Genomic DNA, 24,159 nt, shown 5'->3' on the forward strand with positions numbered 1-24,159 from the left:
CCAGTCGACCGATCGGGGCGATTACGTGATGGCCTACGCCCTGCCGTAACTCGCTGCCGCACCACCAACCTCCTCCAAGCGCGCGGTGCCCCAAAGCACCGCGTCGCCGTTTTATTGCGTTAAAGATTTCAGCAGGAAGGATTCACATGTCATCGGCTGTTCGCTTTTCTCGTACCAAGCTTTCCACTGGCCTGTTGCTGGGTCTGAGCTGCACCACTGCCCTCCCCGCGCTGGCCGCCAGCGATTCCGATCTACTGACCCGCAGCACCTTGACCGGTGACTGGGGCGGCTTGCGTCATCAACTCGATGAAGACGGCGTCAAGTTCACTGGCGATTACAGCGGCGAAACCGCTTACAACGCCGACGGCGGCCTGCACCGTTCGGCGCGCTACTCGCAGAACATCAAACTCGGCGTGCAGTTTGATCTGAGCAAACTCTACGGCGTCGACAACGCCGGCAAAGTGCAACTGACCATCAACGACCGGCGCGGCAACAGCGCATCGGAAGATCTGGTCGGCAACCGCCTGCCGATTCAGGAAAACTACGGCGGCCTGTACACGCGCCTGACTGAACTGAGTTACGAGCGCAGCCTGTTCACCCCGGCGCTGAACGTGAAGCTCGGCTACATGGCCATGGGTAACGACCTCGGCGGCCTCGACAGCGGCATTCTGTGCAACTTCATGAACGCCGGTTTCTGCGGTCACCCGCTGAACATGTCCGGCGGCAGCGGCTGGACCAACTACCCCAACGCGCGTCTGGGCGTGCGGGTCAAATACGACCTGTCGCCGTCCTGGCAGCTGCGTGTGGCGGCGTTCAACGTCGATCCAGAAAGCAACGGCAATTCCAGCCGCGCCTGGCATCTGGGGCCGAAGCACACCACCGGCACCGTCGTGCCGATCGAGCTGGTGTACAAGCACGCCGGCGAGCTGCCCGGCGAGTACAAGCTCGGCTATTACTACGACAGCTCCGACGTCAAACGCATCGGCAGCGACGACGAGGTGTCCGGGCGTGGCGGGCATTATCTGCTGATCGATCAGGCCGTATGGCGTTCGCCGACCTCCGAGGGCCGCAGCCTGCATGCTTTCGGTCAGTATTCGGCGGCCAGTGAAGCCGCCTCGCCGTTCAGCAAGTGGTACGGCACCGGTGTGGTTTTGTACAAACCGTTCGAAGGCCGCCCGCGTGACACCCTGGCGCTGGGCTACGGCCGCGCCGTGCCGAACCCGCGCAGCCGCGATGTGCAGCAGGATGCCGCGCTGGCCAATGGTGCTGCGTTCCCGAACCTCGATAGCGCCGAGCAGTTGATCGAGTTGGGTTACGGCTACCAGGCCACCCCATGGCTGACCCTGCGCCCGAACCTGCAATACATCATCGAACCGGGGGCGTTTTCCGGGCAGGACATCGATAATGCGCTGGTGGTGGGTTTGCAGGTGAAGGCTGCGCTTTAAGCCTTTGGTGAAAGGCTGCCGTCATCGCGAGCAGGCTCACTCCTGCAGGATTGGCGGCGTGCGCAAAATCCCTGAAAAACACAAAACCACTGTGGGAGCGAGCCTGCTCGCGAAAGCGTCGGGTCAGGCGACTGCGATGTTGAATGTATAGCCGCCTTCGCGAGCAGGCTCGCTCCCACAGGGGATTTGTGTTGGATCAGGGAATTGTGATTCGCCGCGCAAAATTGTAGGAGTGAGCCTGCTCGCGATGGCATGGGCTCAGGCAACAACTATCTTGAATGCTCCAACCAAGCTCTTCAGCGCACCGACCACCCGCCCCACCTGTCGAAATTAATTCCAGCCCATCGGTGAATTATTTCGTGTCTGCATGTATCTGAGCCAGAAGAGCCGGCGCCATCATGGAGATGGCATCGCAGCGGTAATCTGGATCAGCGAGCGGGAACAGCGCAATGAAATCACGCAAGAACACCGTCAAACCGATCGGTTTGAAAGACATCACCATCGTCGACGACGCCAAGATGCGCAAGGCGATCACCGCCGCCGCACTGGGCAACGCCATGGAATGGTTCGACTTTGGCGTCTACGGCTTTGTCGCCTATGTGCTCGGCAAGGTCTTCTTCCCCGGCGCCGATCCCGGCGTGCAAATGATCGCCGCGCTGGCGACCTTCTCCGTGCCCTTCCTCATCCGTCCGCTTGGCGGTTTGTTCTTCGGTGCGCTCGGCGACAAATACGGACGGCAGAAAGTCCTCGCCGCGACCATCGTCATCATGTCCCTGAGCACCTTCGCCATCGGCCTGATTCCGTCCTATGCCTCGATCGGCATCTGGGCGCCGATCCTGCTGTTGCTGGCGAAAATGGCCCAAGGTTTCTCGGTCGGTGGCGAATACACCGGCGCCTCGATCTTCGTCGCTGAATACGCGCCCGACCGTAAGCGCGGCTTCCTCGGCAGTTGGCTGGATTTCGGCTCGATCGCCGGTTTCGTCTTCGGCGCCGGTGTCGTGGTGCTGATCTCGACGATTCTTGGTGAACAGCGCTTCGAAGAATGGGGCTGGCGGATTCCGTTCTTCCTCGCCCTGCCGCTGGGCATGATCGGCCTGTATCTGCGCCACGCCCTCGAAGAAACCCCGGCGTTCCAGCAGCACGTGGAAAAACTCGAACAAGGCGACCGCGAAGGCCTCGCCGGTGGCCCCAAGGTGTCGTTCAAGGAAGTCGCAACCAAACACTGGCGCAGCCTGATGACCTGCATCGGCGTGGTGGCGGCGACCAACGTCACCTATTACATGCTGCTCACCTACATGCCGAGTTACCTGACGCACAACCTGCATTACAGCGAAAACCACGGCGTGCTGATCATCATCGCGATCATGGTCGGCATGCTCTTCGTGCAGCCGCTGATCGGTTTCATCAGCGACAAGATCGGCCGCAAGCCTTTCATCGTCGTCGGCAGCATTGGCCTGTTCATTTTCGCCATTCCGGCATTCATGCTGATCAACAGCGGCAGCATCGGCCTGATCTTCTCCGGCCTGCTGATCCTCGCGGTGCTGCTCAACTTCTTCATCGGCGTGATGGCCTCGACCCTGCCGGCGATGTTCCCCACGCACATCCGCTACAGCGCGCTGGCCAGTGCCTTCAACGTCTCGGTGCTGATCGCCGGTCTGACCCCGACTGCCGTGGCCTGGCTGGTGGAAAGCACCAACGATCTGTACATGCCGGCGTATTACCTGATGGTCATCGCCGTGGTCGGTCTGGTCACTGGCGTGACGATGAAGGAAACCGCCAACAAGCCCTTGCGCGGCGCGGCCCCGGCGGCTTCCGACCTCGAAGAAGCCAAGGAGTTGTTGCAAGAACACCACGACAACATCGAGCAGAAAATCGAAGACATCGATGCCGAAATCGCCGCGCTGGAAGCCAAGCGCAAGGAACTGGCGCTCCAGCATCCGCGCATCGATTGATAAGTGCGGCGTCGGCAATCGGTCCGACGCCGCGCCGAGCTTGAGCTAGCCTTGAAACCGGATCGCATGCCATTCAAGGAGTTCACATGTTCAAGCTGATGAAAAGTTCGGTCGCTGGCGGATTGCTCTTCGCCAGCCTCCAGGCCGAAGCCGGCGGCATCATGATTTACGAGGCCGGCCACGAAGGCACCGGGCTGGCCAACGCCGGCTCTGCGGTCATGGCCAGCGACCCGAGCATTCTGATGACCAACCCGGCGGGCATCAGCCAACTGGCCGGCACGCAGATCAACTTCAACGCCCAGTTGATCCTCGGCGACGTCAGCTTCTCCCGCGACAACGCCAATACCTTCGGCGGCAACGAAGGTGGCAACGCCTTGAAGTACCTTCCCGGCTCCAGCTTCTTCATCAGCCATCAACTCGATGAGCGCTCCTCGATCGGCTTCGGCATGTACGGCAATTTCGGTCTGGCGCTGGACTACGACGATGACTGGGCCGGGCGCTATTTCGCTCAGGAGTCGGCCATTATCGGTGTGTCGTTCCAGCCCACCTATGCCTACAAGATCACCGACGACCTGTCCGTCGGCCTCGGCCCGCGCTTCATGCTTGGCTACTTCCGCACCGAAGTGGCGGTCAACAATAACGTGCTCGGTCTGGGCAACGCCGAGGATGGTCAGTTGCGTTACAAGGACACCGACTGGGGCACGGGCGCCAACGTCGGCGTGCTCTACAACCTCAACGAGCGGACCAGACTCGGGCTGGCCTGGACCAGCAAGATCAAGCTCAAATTCGAAGACAAACCCGAGCTGAAGAAAATCACCAATCCGCTGCTGCGTCTGGCGCTCAACCGTCTTGACGCCGATCAGCTGAACGTCGACATGAACGTGCCGCAGACCGTCACCACCAGCGTGTCCTACCAGCTCGATCCGCAGTGGACGCTGCTCGGCAGCCTCGGCTGGCAGGACTGGAGCGATTTCGGCAAGGTCGGCGTGGAAGTCGATACCGACCTGGGCTCGACTTCCAGAACGGCGCAGCGGCAATACAAGGACACCTGGCATGCCTCGATCGGCGCACAGCACCAGATCAACCCGAAACTGCGCTGGAACGTCGGCCTCGGTTACGACTCCTCGGCAGTGGATGACAAGGATCGCACCGTCGACAACCCGATGAACGAAGCGTGGCGCCTGGCGACCGGGGTCAGTTATGCGTTGCAGGAAAATGTCGACGTGCACATGAGCTACACGCTGATCTACCTCGGTGACATGGACGTGCAACAGACCAAAGCGCGCTCCGGCGGCTCGGTCTCCGGCGAATACAAAAACGCCGCCCTGCATGTGCTGGGCGGCGGCGTGGTCTGGCGATTCTAGGGATCACTCATCCTTCGGTGCCTGCGCCGGTGCGGTGAACCACTGCTCCGGCGGCACGCGTTTTTCCTGCTGCGGATCGCCCAGGTAATGCGGCGACATGATCTGCACGCCATATTCGTTGAACACGTCCTGAATATTGGCGTGGAGCATGCTCAGCAACACCGCACGCGGGCGCGGCTGGCTGGGGATGGCCTGGGCCACCAGGCGATACTCGGGATAGAAGTCAGACAGCGCGGTCTGGAACACCTGCGCCGGCGGTTCTTCGAGCACGCCCGGCGTGCGTTTGGCCGCCTCCAGCAACATCGCTTCGACCTGACGCCACGGGGTGTCGTAGCCGATGGTCACCACCGTATCGACCACGTAGCCCGGACCTTGCACGGTGCGCGAGTAGTTCTTGGTCACGGTGCCGGTGATCATCGAGTTGGGCAATGTCAGCACTTCACCGAGGCCGGTGCGAATACGCGTGGTGAACATGCCCAGCTCGGTGACAGTGCCTTCGTACTCGCCGATCCTGACAAACTCGCCGGGGCGCAGGGTCCGCGTGTAGGTCAGGATCAACCCGGCCGCCGCTTGCCCGACAACACTGGTGGCGCCAAGGGAAATCATCAGGCCGATCAGCACCGACAAGCCTTTGAACGCATCGGTCCCGGCGCCGGGCAGATAGGGATAAGCCATCGCCAGCGCAAACAGCCAGACTGCCAGTGCGGTCAGGCGTTGCGTCGGTTGCAGGGTTTCATGGTTGAGCCAGCTGAACGTCCCCGGCGCGGCCATCCGGCGCAGGATGCGTCGGGTAAATGCGGTCACGCCCCGGGCGATAAAGAAAATCGCCAGCGCCACGCCCAGCCCCGGTATCGCATCGACGATGCCCTGCAACAGATAACCGGCCAGTTCCACCAGATAGTTGTTGAGGCTTTCGCCCCACGGCCGCGTATACGGGAAGCGTGACAGGACAAAACCCAGCCATTCGTAGGACAGCAGCAGGATCAGCAACCAGCGCAGGAACAACAGACAGCGGCTGACCAACGGGTAGAGAAAATTCGAATCGATCAGTTGCACCCGTCCGACCTTCAGCGCCTTGGTGTGGCGATCCATCAGCGCCGGCAGTTTCGCCAACAACTTGTGGCGCAGCCATGACAGGCACCACAGCAGCGCCAGATAGATCAGCGTGGCCACCGCCGCCAGCGCCAGCGAACGCACAATCATCTGCACGTTACGCGCCTCACGGGTTTCGTTGACCACCTGGCGCAGTTTTTCCGCTGCGCCTTCGGCAGCTTCCTGCACCGAGGAATAGGCCAGGCTGTCGACGTCTTTCGGTGCAACGATGAACGCACGGGTATTGCCGATCAGCACCATGTAACTGTTCTGGATCGAATCAGTGCTGATCTTCAGCTCAGGGTCTTCCTCCAGCGCTTCACTGATCACCCGCTTCGCCCGCTTGACCCGTGAGGCCGGCGCCTCGCCAAGGATGGTTGCGCGAAACAGCATGATGCTGCGGTTGGCTACTTTCAGTTCTACCGCTTCGTCCGTTGCTGTCGTGGCGTCTTCCAGTGCCTGGCCGAGCCCGGACCACAGTGTTGCAGCCAGCAGCATCGCCAGCACCATCAGCCTGTTACGCATGCGCCGTTCCTTATGGCTGATTGTCGTGAGGGGCTTCGTCCAGCACTTCGCTGACGTCGGCCGGCTGATAGACCCAGCCGATGAACAATTCATAACCGACCGCCAGGATTACCGGCCCGGTGAACAGGCCGATGATGCCGCTGGTGACCATGCCGCCCAGCGCGCCGATCAGCACCACCGGCATCGGCACGGCCACGCCACGGCCGAGCAACATCGGCTTGAGCACGTTGTCGGAGAGCCCGGCGATCACCATCCACACGGCGAAGATGATCGTGCCGGGGCCGACGCCATCATGGGCAAAGACAAACACCACCACCGGCACGGTAACCAACAGCACCGGCAGTTGCATGATGCCCAGCAGCAACACCATCAACGCCAGCACACCGGCGGCGGGCACGCCCATGATTACCAGTGCCACACCGATCAAGATCATCTGGATAAAAGCGATACCGACCACGCCCTGCGCCACCGCGCGAATGGTCGAGGTGCACAGTTGCGCGATCTGCGGGCCACGCACCGGGCCGGAAATTCGCGTGGTGATCGCCACCGCCGTACGATGGCCGCGTTCGCCGTGGGTCATGATCAGTCCGGCGACGATCAGCGCCACGACAAATACCACGATGCCTGCGCCGACGCCGGCGGCCTGATGCAACAGCACCCGGCCCCAACTGGTCAGGTGCGGCGCGAGCTCCTTGAATACCCAGCTCAGGTCCTGCGAAGCGTGCATCCAGATGCCATACAACGGCGCGCCGATCAGCGGCCAGTCGGCGACATTGGCGGGTGGCGGCGGAATCTCGAACTGCCCCGCTTCCACGGTTTGCATGCCCACCTTCACCGAATCGGCCACGGATGCGCCGAGCAGACTCAGCGGCACCATCAGGATGACCAAGCCGAGCAACACCAGCACAATCGCCGCCCAACCGTAACGGTTGCCGAGTTTTGCGCCGAGTTTCTGGTTCAGCGGGTACAGCGTGACCGCGAGGATCAGCGCCCACAGCATCACATTGAGAAACGGATGGAAAATGTCGTAGCAGAACAGCACCAGAGTGGCGATCAACCCGGCGCGGATCAGTACGTCTAGCAAGGCTTTGGAACTGTTGAAGGCAATCAGCGGCTTATCTTCCATGGCAACATTCCTGAGCGGTGCAGCATTCGGGATGCGCTGAGCCTAGAACATGTTGGGCTGGTCTTCCTGTGGGGCGCGGGATTATCGGTTTACACAACACACTGTGGGAGCGAGCCTGCTGGCGAAAGCAGTATTTCAGGGCCAAGACCCTTTTGAATCTGCCGGCGCCTTCGCGAGCAGGCTCGCTCCCACCGGGCTTTGCGTTAATCCTCAATCTCAACCCGCCCACAAATCCAGTGTGGGAGCGAGCCTGCTCGCGAAAGCGCAAGGTCAGGCAGCACGGATGCTCAGGCCATCTACCAACAAAACCATCACCCCACCGATTACTCCGCCCGCCGCATGGTGTTAAATAGGCGCCAGTCCCGACCTTGTCGCTTCAAGCCGTGCCACGAGAACCGCTATGAAAACCCCTGCCCAGAACATCCACGCTCAACAGGTGACCCGATGATCGAAGTCACCGAAGTCTCCATCGCCCAACTGCGCGCCGCCCTCGAATCCGGCCAGACCACTGCCGTGGAACTGGTGCAGGCCTATCTGGCGCGCATTGATGCCTACGATGGCGCCGACACCCCGACGGCACTCAACGCCGTCGTCGTGCGCAACCCCGAAGCGCTGAACGAAGCCCGCGCCTCCGATGCCCGCCGCGCCAAAGGTGAAACCCTCGGCCCGCTCGATGGCATTCCCTACACCGCCAAGGACAGCTATCTGGTCAAGGGCCTGACCGCCGCTTCCGGCAGTCCGGCGTTCGCCGATCTGGTCGCCCATCGCGACGCCTTCACCATCGAGCGCCTGCGCGCTGCCGGGGCGATCTGCCTGGGCAAGACCAACATGCCGCCGATGGCCAATGGCGGCATGCAACGCGGCGTCTATGGCCGCGCTGAAAGCCCGTACAACGCCGCTTACCTCACCGCACCGTTCGCCTCCGGCTCGTCCAACGGCGCCGGCACGGCGACCGCTGCGAGTTTCGCTGCGTTCGGCCTGGCCGAGGAAACCTGGTCGAGCGGTCGCGGCCCTGCGTCGAACAACGGCCTGTGCGCCTACACCCCGTCGCGCGGCGTAATCTCGGTGCGTGGCAACTGGCCGTTGACCCCGACCATGGACGTCGTCGTGCCGTTCGCGCGGACCATGGCCGACCTGCTCGAAGTGCTCGATGTGGTCGTCGCCGAAGATACCGATACCCGTGGCGACCTGTGGCGCTTGCAACCTTGGGTGCCGATCCCGCGTGTCAGCGAAGTGCGCCCGGCTGCGTACAGCGAACTGGCCGCCGACGCCAAAGCCCTGGCCGGCAAACGCTTCGCCATCCCGTGCATGTACATCAATGCCGACCCGGACGCTGGCACCAGCGAAGCCCCCGGCATTGGCGGCCCGACCGGCCAGCGCATCAACACCCGCGCGTCTGTGATCGATTTGTGGCAGCAGGCACGTCAGGCCCTTGAGGCCGCTGGCGCCGAAGTCATCGAAACCGACTTTCCGCTAGTCTCCAACTGCGAAGGCGACCGCCCTGGCGCGCCAACCGTGTTCACCCGTGGGCTGGTGTCGAAAGAATTCCTCCACCATGAACTGTGGGATCTGACAGCCTGGGCGTTCGACGACTTCCTGCAAGCCAATGGCGACCCGAAACTCAATCGTCTGGTTGACGTCGACGGGCCGAAGATCTTTCCGCACGCCCCCGGCACCCTGCCCAACCGCGAAGGCGATCTGGCCGCCGGCATGGACGAATACGTGCGCATGGCCGAGCGCGGCATCACGCCGTGGAATGAAATCCCAACCGTGCCTGATGGCTTGCGCGGTCTGGAGCAGACCCGACGCATCGACCTCGAAGACTGGATGGACAGCCTTGGCCTCGACGCCGTGCTGTTCCCCACCGTCGCTGACGTCGGCCCGGCGGATGCGGATGTCAATCCTGCTTCGGCCGACATTGCCTGGAGCAACGGCGTCTGGGTGGCCAACGGCAACCTCGCGATCCGCCACCTCGGCGTGCCAACCGTCACCGTGCCCATGGGCGTGATGGCCGACATCGGCATGCCCGTCGGCCTGACCTTCGCCGGCCGCGCTTATGACGACTCGAACCTGCTGCGCTTGGCCGCCGCTTTCGAATCCACCGGCAGCAAACGCCAGATCCCACCGCGTACACCGCCGCTGGCTTAATGCACTGTGTCAGCTCCCACAAACCCTGTGGGAGCTGGCTTGCCAGCGATGGCGGCCTGACAGCCGCCACATTTCCACCTGACTACCCCACAGGGTTTGGTGTGAGGGCTGCCAACTCAGCACACCGGCCCAATCCTTACCAAGCCAATCCGCCGATCATCAGCGCCATCCTGATTACCACCGGCACTGACCATGATCAACCGCGCCCCCTCCCGCCTCACTCTGCTCGCCATGCTCTGCGGTCTGACCGGCACCGCCCATGCCAGCGGCTTTTTCGACGACGGCAAAAGCGATGTCCTGCTGCGCAACTTCTACCTCAGCAACGACTACCGCTCGCCCACGCCCTCCGGGAAAAACTACAAACAGGAATGGGCACAAGGCTTTATCGGCAACTTCTCATCCGGTTTCACCGAGGGCACAGTCGGTTTCGGCATCGACGCCCACGCTTTCGCCGGCCTGAAACTCGACGGCGGCAAGGGCCATTCCGGCACCGGTCTGTTACCGGTCGACAGCGATGGTCGCAGTGAAAACAACTATTCCAGCGCCGGCGGTGCGTTCAAGCTGAAGGTCTCGCGCACCAGTCTGGCCTTCGGTGAAATGACCGTAGAAACCCCGGTTTTCGACACCTCCGACAAACGCCTGCAACCGGAATACGCCACAGGCTTTTTGCTCAACAGCGCCGAGCTCGACAACGTCAATCTGGTCGCCGGGCATTTCACCGCGTTCAAGAACCAGGACAGCTCTTCCGGCCAAGGCGATTTCTACGGCTACGGCGCCAACACCGAAGCGGGCGGCATCAGCTTCGTCGGTGCCGATCTGTTCAGCTCAAGCCCGATCGGCGGCGCATTGTATGCCTCGGAACTGAGCGACACCTGGCACCAGTACTACGGCAATCTGCACTTCAAACAGTCCGGCGTGCTGCTCGACGCCAACCTCTACCACACCCGCGACACCGGCCGCGCATTGGCCGGCGAGATCGACAACAGCGCCTTCAGCCTCTCCGGCAAATACAGCTTCGGCGCGCACGCGGTGATGCTCGGCTGGCAACGCATCAATGGCGACACGCCGTTCGATTTCGTCGGCGGCGACTCGATCTACCTCGCCAACTCGATCAAATACGCCGACTTCAACGGCGCCAACGAACGCTCCTGGCAAGCCCGCTACGACCTCGACCTCGGCGCCTTCGGCATCCCCGGCCTGAACTTCATGACCCGCTACGTCAGCGGCAGCCACATCGACGGCACGCACGCGCCGAAGGGCGGCGCCTATAACCCTTTCGACGCCGAGAGCGGCGACTATCAACCGCAACAAGGCAGCGGCGGCAAACACTGGGAACGCGATATCGACCTGAAATATGTCGTGCAATCCGGCGCCGCGAAGGATCTGTCGGTGCAGCTGTCGCACGTCACCCACCGCGCCAACGAAGCGCAGGCTGGCGATGATATTGACCGGATTTACGTGGTCATCCAGTACCCGTTGGGTTTGTGAGGTAACACAATCAACCCGCCCACAGGTTCCTGCGTCGGCCACAAACCCTGAGGTTGCTCCCTGAGATCCAAATCAATTGATTTCAGCGTACCGCAGCGCCTACAGCGGCTAGCCAAGTGCCATCACCTCGTTTATTCTGCGCCCCCGCATAAAAAGCCAAGCCAGGAAGGCATTGATTGACCTTCCTGTTTGTAGTCAATCAACGCAAGCAGATTCAGGGATGTACATGTTTCAGCTATTCAAACTCGGAGCGGCCGTCGTGCTCGCCGCGACGCTCAGCGGCTGCATTACCGAAAGCGCTTCCTGGGTCAGCGAACCCTTGCAACCCAAGGCAAGCGAGCCAGTCAGTTATCTCGTTGGCTCAATCGGGCCGCAATCACTCAAGCAATCAGCCGCTGACAACCAGCGAATCTTTTTCCGCAAACGCGGTTCCGAATACGGTGCGGCCGGCGTCTGGAAAATGGCCGGCGCTTACTCCACGCCGCAGGATGTTCAGGACGGTGTCGGGGCAGCGAGCGTATTCGTGCTTCCCCTGAAGCCGGGCGATTACGAGTTCTATGATTTCCAGTTCTTTTCCGCACGTTATCAACCTGGGCTAGGCACTGTTTTCACCTCGAGAGAGGCGCGGGAAAAATTCAACCTGCCGATGCGCCTGGAACCCGGCAAGGCCTATTACATCGGCGAGTTCCGCTCGTTCTGCCTGACAGCCGGTTTCTGCGCGTTCCGCTGGAGTGATCAGAACGCCCGCGATGCGCTGATTGCGCAACGTCTGGCGCCAGGATTGCCAACGCTGCAACCGCTGAAACTCGACCTCAACCGTGCTCAGCCCTACATCTTCACCGGCCCCATTCCGGGTATTGCCGTGGATGCCAAACCATGAAAAAAATCATCGCCCTCACCGCCGCTGCTCTGTTGACCGGTTGCGCGGCGACCAACACCTTGCCCGAGCGCACGCTTACGGACGCTCAGGATTATCTGCAGCCGATTCACGTTATGGTCGATGATCCGGAAAACGGCTCCAGCCTGCGCAACCACCTGCGCCAGACCGGTGTGTTCCGCACTATCGAAACCGGCAGCGGTAAAGCTGACGAGTACAACGTGAAGGTCAAACTCAATGTGGAACGTCACCTGCCGCCGTTTCCGGTGATTCTGCTGAGCACCGCGACGTTGTTCTTGCTGCCGCTGTCGAACGAATTCGACACGCAAACCGTATTCACCGTGTTCCAGGGTGACAAGCGACTGAAGCAATACACCTATCGCAACATCACTCAAAAATACATCTGGCTACTGGATCAGGGCGGCGAGATGCGCGAACAGAACCTCGGCCGCATCGCCCGCGCCTTCGCGCAGGATGTGCAGCAGGACCGGCTGATCCCGGCAGTCGCGCAATGAACCGCGCGATGATAAAAGTCGCCGGCCTGCTCTGTGCATCACTGATGCTGGGCGGCTGCGCCAACACCTTGCAGCCGCTCGATTACCATGCCGATCAGGCCTACGTGCCGGTCACGCTCGGCATGGGGCCGGCGTATACGCGCATCGACGAGCAGCATCAGCGCGAAACCGTCAGCGTCCTGAAAAAGACCGGCGCGTTCTCGATGCTCGACGGCGGTTACACCCGCAACGGCTACAGCCTGTTGATCACCGAACCCAGCGACGGCAAGGTCAACTGGCTGGCGCTGGTCAACGTCTTCACCCTGTTCACCTTCCCGATGCCCTACCACTACCAGGACAACCTGCGCGGCTCGGTCTTCAAGGATGGCCAACTGCTCAAAACCTACAACTACTCCCGCGAAGGCTGGAGCGTGATGACGTGGTATGTGCCGATTCCCGGGGTCGAGAACAAACGGCAGATGCTCGACCAGTTGTTGGTGGAAATGGACCGGGACAAGTTGATTCCGTATCAACCATAAGGTTGGGTGATGTGGGCTGGTGCGGTGGACTGCGGCGCAATTCTTTGATTTAAACGAAGCTGTTTAAAAGACACCTGCGGATACGGTCTCAAGGCTACAAATCCTTGCGCCATTGCCTACAGCCAAGCCAGAATCCGCCGGCTTGTGCGCCTTGGGGGCGGGTTCTATTGTGGTGCGGTCGCTGACGAATCAGCGATCGGGTTTAGCGACCCGGATCTTGAATAGGTGCATCAGCGTTCCATGCTTTGTCGCGGGTTCAATGTCTGCGACTGCGCCATGGTGGCTGTATGTGGGAGACCTTCGGGTCTGCCGGGTGCCTATAACCGGTTCGCTAACCTGCGTACAGCCGCCACCTCACTGTTTAGCGACAGTGCCTGACGGCTCCACTTAATAGGAGCTTCACCATGATCAAACCAACACCCAACCCACCCGAAACCGACCCCACCTCCCCCTACGAATCCCTCGACTCCAAAAAACTCCACCAAGCCGCCGACCGCGCCCTCGACCACTACCTCTGCCCACCCGGCTCGACCCCGCCGCCCTTCAGCCCCCGCGCCATGTACGCGGTCACTGCCGACACTAAAAACGAAGACCTGCTGGCCAACGCCTGCGAAACCCTCGCCTCGGCCAAAACCATCGCCCAGGAATTCGCCGGGCTGGTCAAGCCATCGCAGCGGCGGACGCTGATGGGGATTGCGCAGCTGATCATGCTCGGGGAACTGGCGGTAAATCGGGTGCTGGATAATCTGGAGCTGCCGCAGTAGCGGAGCCCGATGATCGTTCCCACGCTCCTGCGTGGGAATGCCTCAACGGACGCTCCGCGTTCGGCTCCCGATGGGATCCGGAGCGTCCCGGCTGCATGCCTTTGCGCATGGGAACACTCTTCATGACCGTTCATCGCAAACCCCCTCCGACCTGTCAGAGTTGACAGGTGACGGCCCGGCCGGTCTCGCATTAGATGCAGCAAGAGCGTTCCTACGTCATGCAAGGAGAATGCAATGAGCCGCGTCCGTAACTTCGTTGAACCGTTTGCACTGACCCGCCCGCAAGCCCCCGAAATGGTTGAGCTGGAACCTGCAATGGCAGACGTCCATGGCGGCGTCACCATTGTGAAAGCCAATGAAACCGAGGGCTTGTTGATCCTCATGCTGGCTTACTTAAATCAGACCAAGAACGATAAGCTCATCCCGCTGATCAACGACAACAAAGGGCCTAGCACCACCATCGCTGAGGGCAAGGAAAGCGACGATACGCCTCTGCGCCTGCCTGCCGGCTCACTGCAAAAAGGCCTTAACCGCATCAAAATTCACATTGAGCGCACGTCCGGGAATGATGAACTCACACCTGAGCTGGTGCTCTACCATCGAACCTCTCCGCCCGGTGATTTACCACCGGTATTGAATCTCACCGTCAGCCACAAGGTCATCAACCAGGCGGAAGCTGACAAGTTCAAGGTGACTGCCACCTACGCCAACGTGCAGTGGTATGACCTGATTTTTGTGTCTTGCAATGGCGTCCATCACATATATCAGCTCATACCCAGCAGTGTGTCTCCCCCGCCTCCCGTGCCAGAAAGTGTCGTGATCGACATCCCGAAAGACAAGCTGATCGAGGGTGGCAACGATAAAACCTTCGAAATCAAATATCGCGTTGTCGACTACCTGACCAACCCGTCCGGCCCTCCAACCTGGTCCGATGCCGTGTTCGTGGAAGTGGATCTGGACAAGATCTCCCAAGAGCCGCCTACGCTCGTTAACGCCGTCTCCCCAATCGATGTGCTGGCAAGTGAAGGCGGAGTGAAGGTCCGGGCCGAGTTCAAAGCCGCTTTGGCAAACGACAAGGCGACGCTGAAGATTGTCGATGGCCTACCGGGTTCATCATTTCCGCAAGTGGCATTCAACACCAACCAACGCGCCAATTTCACATTCAGCGTGGCGTTCCTCCTCGCTCATCAAGGCAAAACAATCCAGGTGTCGTGGGTATTGATTCGTGATGGCGCGCCCATCGGCGAATCCCCTCCTCTGGAGGTGGTCATCGATAAAATCGCGGCGGACGACCCGCGCTTGCCGACTCCGAATATTGCGGGGGAAATGGGGCAGCAGCTCAATGTTCCGGAACTACCGAATGATGCGCGGGTGCTCTCGGAAAAAATTCCACTGATGCAACAGACCCATCCGGTTTGGGTTGATTTTGAAGGCGTTGACGCGGATGGGAACCCGGTAACCAACGAAATCTCGTCAGGCGGGCGCAGTGAACTGGCCGACAGGATTTCGTTGCTGGCGCAAGTCGAGTGGTTGAAAAAACTGAAAGATGGAAGCCCGTTGAAAGTGGTTTGTGCCGTCAATCTTGACGGGGTTATGGACAAGACAAAAGCGGTGCCACTTCGGGTGCGTACTTATACGGTGAGTGTGGCCAAGCCATTGAAGATAGATCCGTCGGAAATGCTGCTCGACGGCCTCAACTACTATATGTCCCCGCAATCCACTTATCAGCCAGACTGGACCCGAACCAGCTATAAGTCTCCACAGTCCCATGCAACTCGGCTTCCAGTTGATGGAACCCCGCCTTTTACCTTCACCTCTCACAACGTGCACATCGCAACCGTCAACTTCACGACGGGCGAGGTCTACTCTGTCTCAAACGGGTCAACTGTGATCGAAGTGCGAGATGCAGCGGGGAGAACTGCTCAATACCCGGTGAAATGTTCCAATGTGTACGAATTATTCGCTGATTCCCGAGCTTTGACTTGGAGCGCGGCGCACGCCGCCCTGCGAGATCTGAATTTGGAGCCTGTTCCGTTTACAAGGACTGATACGCAAATCTTCAATCCCCCTATCAGTTTTCAATTTCAATCGAGTTTTCTAGGTCAGGTGTCTCCTAACTTTTACGGCACGATTGCCGTCAACGACCAGGCCCAAATCAGCTTTCTACGTTCGAACGGTAACGCCGTTCCTCCCGCCCCCGTAGACCACCGACATAGCGGGCTGACAATCGGCCTAACTAGCGCCAGCGGTACTTATCCTTTCGTAGGCCGACGACCGAAGCTGCCTTTATTGCCTGACGAATAGCGCACCAAAGCGAACTAAATAAAAGGGACGGATTTAAATTCCAGTGATTTAAATAGCGTGTGTGATCAAGGTTTTTCTGCTGGCCCGGATGGCTCTTTCGCGAGCAAGCTCGCTCCCACAACTTGACCGCATTCCAAATGTGGGAGCGAGCCTGCTCGCGAAGAGGCCATCAGGTTCGGCGCAATTCTTTGATTTAAACGGAGCTGTTTAAAAGACACCTGCGGATACGGTCTCAAGGCCACAAATCCTTGCGCCATTGCCTACAGCCAAGCCAGAATCCGCCGGCTTGTGCGCCTTGGGGGCGGGTTCTATTGTGGTGCGGTCGCTGAATGTTCAGTGATCGGGTTTAGCAGCCCGGCAAATTTTCAAGGCACGCTGGCTCCGCCTCTCTTTATGGCGGCTTGCGTGGGGCACTTCGGTGCGCCGGGATCCTTGAGCCTGGTCTGCTAACCCGCGTAAAGCCGCCACCCTCTTCGTTTAGCAGCGAAGGCTGACGGCTCCACCTCTCAAGGAGCTTTACGATGATCAAACCAACACCCAACCCACCCGAAACCGACCCCACCTCCCCCTACGAATCCCTCGACTCCAAAAAACTCCACCAAGCCGCCGACCGCGCCCTCGACCACTATCTCTGCCCACCCGGCTCGACCCCGCCGCCCTTCAGCCCCCGCGCCATGTACGCCGTCACCGCCGACACCAAAAATGAAGACCTGCTGGCCAACGCCTGCGAAACCCTCGCGTCCGCCAAAACCATCGCCCAGGAATTCGCCGGGCTGGTCAAGCCATCGCAGCGAAGGACGCTGATGGGGATTGCGCAACTGATCATGCTCGGGGAATTGGCGGTGAATCGGGTGCTGGATAATCTGGAGTTGCCGGGGTAATGCGGGCCGGCTGAGTTATGCGATGCCCGTGCCGGCCTCTTCGCGAGCAGGCTCGCTCCCACATTGATCCTGGTCGGACGCAAACTTTGCGACCACTGAAGGAACCTGTGGTAGCGAGCCTGCTCGCGATCACAAAGGGGACGGATTATTTAACCCGACGGATGTGCTCGGGCAGCAGATTCGGTCGCGGGTCTGAAAATGCAGCCTGCGGCAGCTCGAGTGATATACGCATGAGCTGCCGAAGGCTGTGATTCGTTCTTGTAACGGCTAGGCTCATACTCGTTAGCGCACCATTAGTATGATAATTTGCGCAAAGTTCCCCAACCCGCAAAAGGCCCGACCATGGCTACCGTACGAAAAACCATAACCGTGACTGACCAGCAAGACCATTGGATCAAAGCTCAAATAGAAGCGGGACATTACACCAACGACAGCGAATATATCCGCGATTTGATCCGTCGAGAGCAAGAGCGAAACGCTGAACTGGAAGCCGTCCGCGCAGCCCTTCGAGAAGGAGAATCCAGTGGTGCCCCCCGGCCATTCGATGCTGATGCTTTCAAAAAGAGAATGTTGAGGGCGCATGGCTGAATACCGACTTACCCCCGCCGCCGAAGCGGATCTTGAGGCTATCTGGACCTATACAGCTCAACAATGGGGTTTGGATCAGGCCAATCGCTACATCGACATCCTGACTGCGTCTTTCGAGCAGTTGGCTGATCGTCCCAAAACAGCACCCGCATGCGACGCGATCCGCCCCGGTTACCGACGCTGCAGCGTGGAGAGTCACGTGATTTATTTTCGAATCACCGCCTATGGGATCGCGATAATCAGAATCTTGCATGACCGGATGGAAGCGCAGCGTAATCTCTAACCTTCTCGTATCACCGAAAATCAAAAGATCGCAGCCTTCGGCAGCTCCTACAAATCGATGTAGAAGCTGCCGAAGGCTGCGATCTTTGCTTTTGGGAGACTGGCGGAAGACAGCCGGAGTCGAACCTGCGCGGGAACGGATGCCGTCTCCAACCGGGTTTGAAGCCCGGCCGCGCCGCTGATTGTGCGTCGGCATCGGCCTGCGCATCTCCGAGTGCAGACCTACCGTCCGTCGCAAACCCACTTTCAACTGTCAGATCTGACAGTAGCCAACTTCTCCAGCCCGGTATCTGATGTCTCCATCCCGGCCAGCCCTCCCTGGCCATCTCATCAGGAAGGTGTGCCATGGAAAAGACGCAACCCGACAACACGGTCATGACGCTGTATCCGGTGATAATTCCTGTTGCCACCAAGAACGTGATCACTGACCCGCCGGCAGAACCACCGACAGTCACCTATGGCCTGCCGCTCAAGGTATTCACGGACCTCACGCGCGATGAAATCAACGCCGCTGGTGTACAGGTGGTGGTCGATCCGCCTACGGACGTTGGTGAATATGGCAGTATCAGACTCTTCGTCAACGGTGAGCAAAGCGGCGTTCCACAGCCAGTCATCAACGAGCGAATGACCTTCACCGTGTTCCAGAGGGCACTTCACGACGGCGTCATCAACACAATCCAATACATTCTGAAAAACGTCGCCGGCAATGACAGCAAGTCCATCGAAGCGTGGGCCCTCTACAACGACACGTTGCCCGGCGGCAATGATGTGCCTGGCACCGGTGATCATCCGGGGCTGCTGATCAGTCTGCCCGAAGGGCTCGGCAACCCGGCGGTGATCGACAAGGATCAGGCCGCCAAAGGCGTACTCCTGACGTTCGATTACCCTCATTGCCGCGCCTACGATCAGGTGAAATACGAGATCAATCGCCAGACCTTCAACCACACGGTGACGCCGGAACAGGCGGGCAAGGCATTCTCGGTGCTGATCGGTCCCGACACCTTCAAAAAAATTGGCAGCATGAACAACTGCCCGTTCTCTTACACGGTGGTCGATCAACTGGCCAACGCCACTCACCGGAACCGGTGGTCGAAGTACATTCATGCCAACATTGACCTTGAGCGAAACTTCCTGCCCCAGCCGATCCTGCGCGAGGATCCCGACGATGACATGGACGATCCAGCGATTGTGGATCTCGACAAACTCGAGGGCCGGCCGCTACTGATCGTCGTTGCTCCCACCACTCCCGATTTTCAAAAGGGCGACACGGTGAGGGGCTTTTATAAGTTGGACGATTCGGCCGAGAAACCTACTGCACCAGGCGTGATCACCGACAAGTTTGGAGTGCTGCAACCGTGCATTCTGGAGCTACCCAACGATCAACTGACTTCCGGCGCGCGCTTGCAGGTGCGTTATGAGCTGGAACGGCCGGCAGGCACCGTCATTGGGCACTCCAGAACGGCCGAGGCCGAGATCATCGGCGAAGCGGCGCCGGATCTGGTAGCGCCCATAATCAAACAGGCACCAGGCAACAGCCTGGATCCGCTTGCCGCGAAAGATGCGCTGACCGCTTTGGTCTTCGATCCTTCCATTCAGCTTGATGATGTAATCCAAGTGCGCTGGATCGCCGCCCCGGGCACGCCTGCCGATGGCTCCTACACCTCGCCGCCTCACGTGGTCAAAGTGCTGGGCACGCAGGAGATTGCGCTGGACAACAAAGTGCTTGCGTACAGTTTCGGTGGCAATGTGACGGTGGATTACAGCAAGACAACCGGATCGGCTACGCGCGATTCCCTGCCGCTGATACTAAGCGTGCAGGACATTGCCGACGGAGATCCTCGATTGCCCACGCCGACGATCGACCGAGTGACGGGAGATGTGCTGGATCCTGCGGATTTGTTGGCGACGGATCATACGCGAACGACGGCTTGGCCGTTGATAGCTGTAGGACAGCGGGTTGATTTGACTTATAGGGAAATCAAACGTGATGGCAGTGCGGGAATTATTGTAGAGGCTTATAAAGGGAAAGAGGTGACGGCGGAGGATTTGGGTGGGATACGCCATCCAGTACCACTCGACAAGTTGCTGATGTTGGAAGATGACTCGACACTTGAGATTGAGGTGAAGGTTTCTTTTGATAATACTGAAGGTGGCTACATATCCTTTCCGAAGAAAGGATATACGATCAAGAAGGCGTTCGATGATCTGACTACCTTCACAAACAATGACATGAATGGTTGGACTTTTTCAGCTGGGTGGGGGCAAATTATAAACGAAGGTGGGGAATACTACGCCCAGTCGGTCAACGTAAACGGTGGACAGTACCTTACCCTTATTAAGTCATATAACAATATAAAAAGTGGTGAGCTGTGCGTTTTAAGTTTCGATTATCTAATTCCAACACCTAGAGATGCCGGTGTACAGCTTGGCTTCCCCCATCAAATTCCAAACCTCAGTTTTCCTCGCTTCCGTCTACCAACCGCAGGTGCGTGGGCACATGTTGAAACCAGATTCTTCTTGGGAATACCCGATACCACCGATTACCACTCAATTGCTTTCGGGGGCGTTGCTACCTATGAAATAATAAAGATAGACAATATTCGACTGAGGACCATCCCAAGATAAAGACGATGGAGTCACTGTAACTATTACCTTTTACCCTTACTGCTCTCGCTTATAAAATAAATGGCGGAAGACAGCCGGAGTCGAACCTGCCCGGGAACGGATGCCGTCCCCAACCGGGTTTGAAGCCCGGCCGCGCCACCGGGCGCGATTGTCTTCCTGAACTCAGGGTGCGCAGGCGTTGGCCAGCGCGTTGTCGGGGCGGATCTGGCGGGATTCGCCGAGGCGGCGGGTCAGGCCGAGTCGGTCGAAATATTCCAGATACTGAATACAGCGTTTGCGTCCCAAGCCTAGCGCATCACGGAAAGTTGTCACCTCAATCGCTGGATTTTCTTCGGCGAGTTTCAGCAGCAGCGCCGCCATTTGCCGCAAGACGATGTCGCTGATGAACAGGTCGCGCACAACTTGGTGCATCAGGCCCAGGCGGGCGAGTTTGCGCAGCAGCAGGCGGACGCTGGCGTCGTCTTCGCCGAGCATTTTCGCCGCATCGCGCACCCACGGCGGGTCGAAACCGGCCTGTTCGAACAATGGCTGTAATTGCTGCCAGAGGATTTCATCGTCGGCATTCAGGCGCACCTGATGGTCGGGCAGGTGCAGCCAGGGGCCGCTGGCGAGGATCGAGCCGGCGCTGAGCAGTTCGTCGAGCAGGCCGATGAAGGTCGAGCGTTCCAGCGCCAGCGCGCTGAAGCGGCGCAGACGGTCGCGGTCCGGGCCCATCTGGTCGGGTTCCTGTTCGTGGAATCGCGCCAGTTGTTCGAGCAAGGTGAATTTCAACTGGCCCCAGCGCTGCACGTTGAACAGCAGCGGGCCTTGGCGGGTGTCGATCAGGCGGATGTTTTCCGCCAGCGACCACTGCGCGCGCGGGCGGTTGAACTGGCGTTCGACGCGTTGCGGGTCGAGGCCGCCGGGGCTGTGGTTGAGCAGTGCCGGCAGGGCTTGTTCGAGGCTGACGCTGAGAGCGAGGGTTCGCAGTTGCGCAAGGCGTTCCGGGCTGCGGCGTTGGCGCGCCGGGGCGAACGGGTCGAGCACAACGCCGCCGCCCAATGTGCGCTGGGCACTGGAGTCGCGCAGGATCAGCCGATCACCCTTCACCGCTTGCACCGGCGCGTTGATCAGCAGTTGCGCGAACATGCGCTCGCCGGGAGTCAGGCGCGGGCCTTGCAGCAAGGCGACCCGGGCGATGACATCTTGCGTGCCGAGGTGCAGATGCACCGGGTGAAAATGTTCAAAGGTGCGCTCGCCGGGCAACAGCTGAAAGTCGATGTCGATGCGCTGGGTCGGGGCATGCAGCCAGTCCGCAAGCAGCCAATGACCACGGTGGATCTGCGCCAGTTCCAGACGATCGCCGCTGAGGTTCAATGCCACGCGCTGGCCGGCGAAGGCCTGTTCGGCGGCCTGGTTTTGCGCGTGCAGGCCCCGGATGCGCACCGACTTGCCCGCAGGCCCCAAGACAAGTTTGTCGCCCACCGCAACCGTGCCCGACAACGCCGTGCCCGTGACCACAATCCCCGCACCCGCGACGCTGAATGTCCGATCAATCGCCAGGCGAAAGCCGCCCTCGCAACTGCGCGCCTGCACCTCGTTGTGCGCCTGCAATAACGCCGCGCGCAACTCATCGACGCCCTGCCCGTTCACGCTCGACACGGTAAAAATCGGCGCATCGGCGAATGGCCCGGGCGCGAGCAGATCCAGCACCTGGCGCTGCACCTCTTCCACCCTGCCCGCTCCCGCCCGGTCGCATTTAGTGATCGCCATCAGCGCGCGGGGGATGCCGAGCAGCTCGACGATCGCCAGATGTTCGCGGGTCTGCGGCATCACGCCGTCGTCGGCCGCGACCACCAGCAGCACCAGATCGATGCCCTGTGCGCCGGCGAGCATGTTGTGGGTGAATTTTTCGTGGCCGGGTACGTCGATGAAGCCGGTCAGCCCGGCGCCCGCTGCGAGTTCGGCGTAGAGATAACCGAGGTCGATGGTCATGCCGCGTTCGCGCTCCTGCGGGCGGCGATCGCCGGTTTGCCCGGTCAGCGCTTGCAACAGCGAAGTCTTGCCGTGGTCGATGTGCCCCGCTGTGCCGACGATCACCGGTCGACCTGCAATTGCGGCAACTGCGCCAGCCACGCTGGCTCATCGTCGAGCTGACGCAGATCGAGCCACAGCGCATCGTCGCCGATTCTCCCGAGCACCGGGATCGGCAAACCGCGCAATGCCACTTCAAGATTGAGCAGATAGCGCCCGCGCCAGCGCTTGGACACTTGCGGGCGACAACACAGCGCTGCGCTCGGCAGACGCGCCACCGGTTGGCTGCCGCTGCCGATCATGCCCAACGCCTCGACTGCACTGACCTGCCAGACCTCGCCCAACGCATCGGCGAGCAACGGTTGCAAGCGCACAGCCTGCGCATGAATGTCGGCTTGCGGCCGGGTCAGCAGGCGCAGGCTCGGCAGGCGCTCGACGAGGCGATCCGGATCGCGGTAGAGACCGAGCACCGCTTCCAGCGCGGCCAAGGTCAACTTGTCGACCCGCAGCGCACGCTTCAATGGATTTTTCTTGATCTTCGCGATCAGTTCTTTGCGCCCGACAATCAATCCGGCCTGCGGCCCGCCGAGCAATTTGTCGCCGCTGAAGGTGACGATGTCGGCGCCATCGAGCAGCGCCTGCCGCACCGTCGGTTCCGCCGGCAGGCCCCAGCGCGTCAGGTCGAGCAGACTGCCGCTGCCCAGATCTTCCAGCAACGGCAAGCCATGAGCGTGAGCCAACTCGGCCAGTTCCGCAGTCGGCACCCGCGCGGTGAAGCCTTCGATGCTGTAGTTGCTGGCATGCACGCGCATGATCAAACCGCTGCGCGGGCCGATTGCCGCTTGGTAATCCCTGGCATGGGTGCGGTTGGTGGTGCCGACTTCATGCAGGCGCACGCCGGCGCGGGCCATGATGTCGGGGATGCGAAAGGCGCCGCCGATTTCGATCAGCTCACCACGCGAGATGATGCCTTCCTTGCGCGCGCCGAGGCTGTTGAGGGTCAGCAGCACGGCAGCGGCATTGTTGTTGACCACGGTCACCGCTTCGGCGCCGGTCAGTTCGCGGATCAGGCCTTCGATCAGATCGTCACGATCACCGCGCTTGCCGCTGGCCAGATCGAACTCGAGATTGAGCGGATAGCGTGCGGCCATTTGCACTGCTTCGATGGCTTCTTCGGGCAGCAAGGCGCGACCGAGATTGGTGTGCAGTACCGTGCCGGTCAGATTGAATACCCGGCGTACCTGACTGCGCTGCTGTTGCGCCAAGCGTTCGCCGACGCGGCCGGCGAGCACTTCGGCGCCGATTTCCACCGCCGCCAATTGTCCGCTCAATACGCCAGGCCGCAGCTCATCAAGCAACTGACGCAGACCCGTCAGCAAAGAATCCCGGCCGTAACGCTCGGCCAACGGCGCGCACGCCGGGTGACGCAACAAGCCATCAATGGACGGCAACCGCAGGGCAACGCTGGAAGACATCAGCCACTCCTGATTTCACTGAAACAATTCCTTTGGGAGCAAGCTTGCTCCCAAAGGGTTTCAGAAGTGTAGACGCACTGCCGGAGCGAGCCTGCTCGCGAAAGCGGTGTGTCAGTTGGTGTGGATGTGGCTGACCCGCCGCCTTCGCGAGCAGGCTCGCTCCCACAGAGAAATCCG

General features: G+C 60.2%; 18 protein-coding genes and 1 tRNA gene. 14 read left to right on the forward strand and 5 right to left on the reverse strand.

The window, feature by feature from the left end:
- Positions 1–146: 146 nt before the first annotated feature.
- The 3 genes from V8J63_RS26140 to V8J63_RS26150 all read left to right on the forward strand — a co-directional run bounded on the left by V8J63_RS26140 (position 147) and on the right by V8J63_RS26150 (position 4,761).
- Entirely contained in the window at positions 147–1,445 is a 1,299-nt protein-coding gene (locus V8J63_RS26140; RefSeq protein WP_125916311.1) for a carbohydrate porin, read from the forward strand.
- A 449-nt stretch (positions 1,446–1,894) separates the two neighbouring features.
- Positions 1,895–3,397, forward strand: coding sequence for a glycine betaine/L-proline transporter ProP (proP, locus tag V8J63_RS26145; RefSeq protein WP_024013032.1), 1,503 nt, complete (start codon positions 1,895–1,897; stop codon positions 3,395–3,397).
- 86 nt (positions 3,398–3,483) lie between these two features.
- Entirely contained in the window at positions 3,484–4,761 is a 1,278-nt protein-coding gene (locus V8J63_RS26150) for an OmpP1/FadL family transporter (RefSeq protein WP_442963544.1), read from the forward strand.
- A 3-nt stretch (positions 4,762–4,764) separates the two neighbouring features.
- Here V8J63_RS26150 and V8J63_RS26155 read toward each other — a convergent pair whose 3' ends face one another.
- Together V8J63_RS26155 and V8J63_RS26160 are read right to left on the reverse strand one after the other, a co-directional pair.
- Positions 4,765–6,378 (reverse strand): mechanosensitive ion channel family protein, encoded by a 1,614-nt coding sequence (locus V8J63_RS26155; protein WP_336464864.1) that lies wholly within the window; start codon positions 6,376–6,378, stop codon positions 4,765–4,767.
- Between the two features lie 10 nt (positions 6,379–6,388).
- Positions 6,389–7,504: an AI-2E family transporter gene (locus V8J63_RS26160; protein WP_258602811.1), complete on the reverse strand. Its 1,116-nt coding sequence runs from the start codon at positions 7,502–7,504 to the stop codon at positions 6,389–6,391.
- 444 nt (positions 7,505–7,948) lie between these two features.
- Here V8J63_RS26160 and V8J63_RS26165 point away from each other — a divergent pair, with 444 nt between their 5' ends.
- The 11 genes from V8J63_RS26165 to V8J63_RS26215 all read left to right on the forward strand — a co-directional run bounded on the left by V8J63_RS26165 (position 7,949) and on the right by V8J63_RS26215 (position 20,494).
- Positions 7,949–9,652 carry an amidase gene (locus tag V8J63_RS26165; RefSeq protein WP_336464865.1) on the forward strand — a complete coding sequence of 568 codons (1,704 nt, stop codon included), beginning with the start codon at positions 7,949–7,951 and terminating at the stop codon, positions 9,650–9,652.
- 192 nt (positions 9,653–9,844) lie between these two features.
- Complete coding sequence (locus V8J63_RS26170; protein ID WP_336464866.1) at positions 9,845–11,140, forward strand: OprD family porin; 1,296 nt, start codon at positions 9,845–9,847, stop codon at positions 11,138–11,140.
- 172 nt (positions 11,141–11,312) lie between these two features.
- Positions 11,313–12,020 (forward strand): hypothetical protein, encoded by a 708-nt coding sequence (locus V8J63_RS26175; protein WP_241663631.1) that lies wholly within the window; start codon positions 11,313–11,315, stop codon positions 12,018–12,020.
- A complete protein-coding gene (locus V8J63_RS26180) occupies positions 12,017–12,532 on the forward strand; it encodes a hypothetical protein (protein ID WP_336464867.1) in 516 nt (171 codons plus the stop codon). Before V8J63_RS26175 ends, V8J63_RS26180 begins: the two co-directional genes overlap by 4 nt.
- Before the next feature lie 8 nt (positions 12,533–12,540).
- Positions 12,541–13,050 carry a hypothetical protein gene (locus V8J63_RS26185; protein WP_024013039.1) on the forward strand — a complete coding sequence of 170 codons (510 nt, stop codon included), beginning with the start codon at positions 12,541–12,543 and terminating at the stop codon, positions 13,048–13,050.
- Between the two features lie 404 nt (positions 13,051–13,454).
- Entirely contained in the window at positions 13,455–13,814 is a 360-nt protein-coding gene (locus tag V8J63_RS26190; RefSeq protein WP_042610027.1) for a DUF6124 family protein, read from the forward strand.
- 234 nt (positions 13,815–14,048) lie between these two features.
- Entirely contained in the window at positions 14,049–16,118 is a 2,070-nt protein-coding gene (locus V8J63_RS26195) for a hypothetical protein (protein ID WP_336464868.1), read from the forward strand.
- A gap of 521 nt (positions 16,119–16,639) precedes the next feature.
- On the forward strand, positions 16,640–16,999 hold the full coding sequence (locus tag V8J63_RS26200; RefSeq protein WP_042607541.1) for a DUF6124 family protein: 360 nt from the start codon (positions 16,640–16,642) through the stop codon (positions 16,997–16,999).
- 342 nt (positions 17,000–17,341) lie between these two features.
- A complete protein-coding gene (locus V8J63_RS26205; RefSeq protein WP_083386978.1) occupies positions 17,342–17,587 on the forward strand; it encodes a type II toxin-antitoxin system ParD family antitoxin in 246 nt (81 codons plus the stop codon).
- A complete protein-coding gene (locus tag V8J63_RS26210) occupies positions 17,580–17,870 on the forward strand; it encodes a type II toxin-antitoxin system RelE/ParE family toxin (protein ID WP_016770737.1) in 291 nt (96 codons plus the stop codon). The genes V8J63_RS26205 and V8J63_RS26210 overlap by 8 nt, the downstream gene beginning before the upstream one ends.
- A 344-nt stretch (positions 17,871–18,214) precedes the next feature.
- Complete coding sequence (locus tag V8J63_RS26215) at positions 18,215–20,494, forward strand: hypothetical protein (RefSeq protein ID WP_336464869.1); 2,280 nt, start codon at positions 18,215–18,217, stop codon at positions 20,492–20,494.
- Between the two features lie 61 nt (positions 20,495–20,555).
- Here the strand turns inward: V8J63_RS26215 and V8J63_RS26220 are convergent.
- The 3 genes from V8J63_RS26220 to selA form a co-directional block, all read right to left on the reverse strand.
- A tRNA-Sec gene (locus V8J63_RS26220) sits at positions 20,556–20,651 on the reverse strand.
- A 5-nt stretch (positions 20,652–20,656) separates the two neighbouring features.
- Positions 20,657–22,573: a selenocysteine-specific translation elongation factor gene (selB, locus tag V8J63_RS26225; RefSeq protein WP_130887962.1), complete on the reverse strand. Its 1,917-nt coding sequence runs from the start codon at positions 22,571–22,573 to the stop codon at positions 20,657–20,659.
- Positions 22,570–23,982, reverse strand: coding sequence for an L-seryl-tRNA(Sec) selenium transferase (selA, locus tag V8J63_RS26230; protein ID WP_130887958.1), 1,413 nt, complete (start codon positions 23,980–23,982; stop codon positions 22,570–22,572). Before selA ends, selB begins: the two co-directional genes overlap by 4 nt.
- Between the last annotated feature and the right edge of the window lie 177 nt (positions 23,983–24,159).

This window comes from Pseudomonas sp. CCNWLW23 (assembly GCF_037095675.1).
Classification (GTDB): domain Bacteria; phylum Pseudomonadota; class Gammaproteobacteria; order Pseudomonadales; family Pseudomonadaceae; genus Aquipseudomonas; species Aquipseudomonas atacamensis.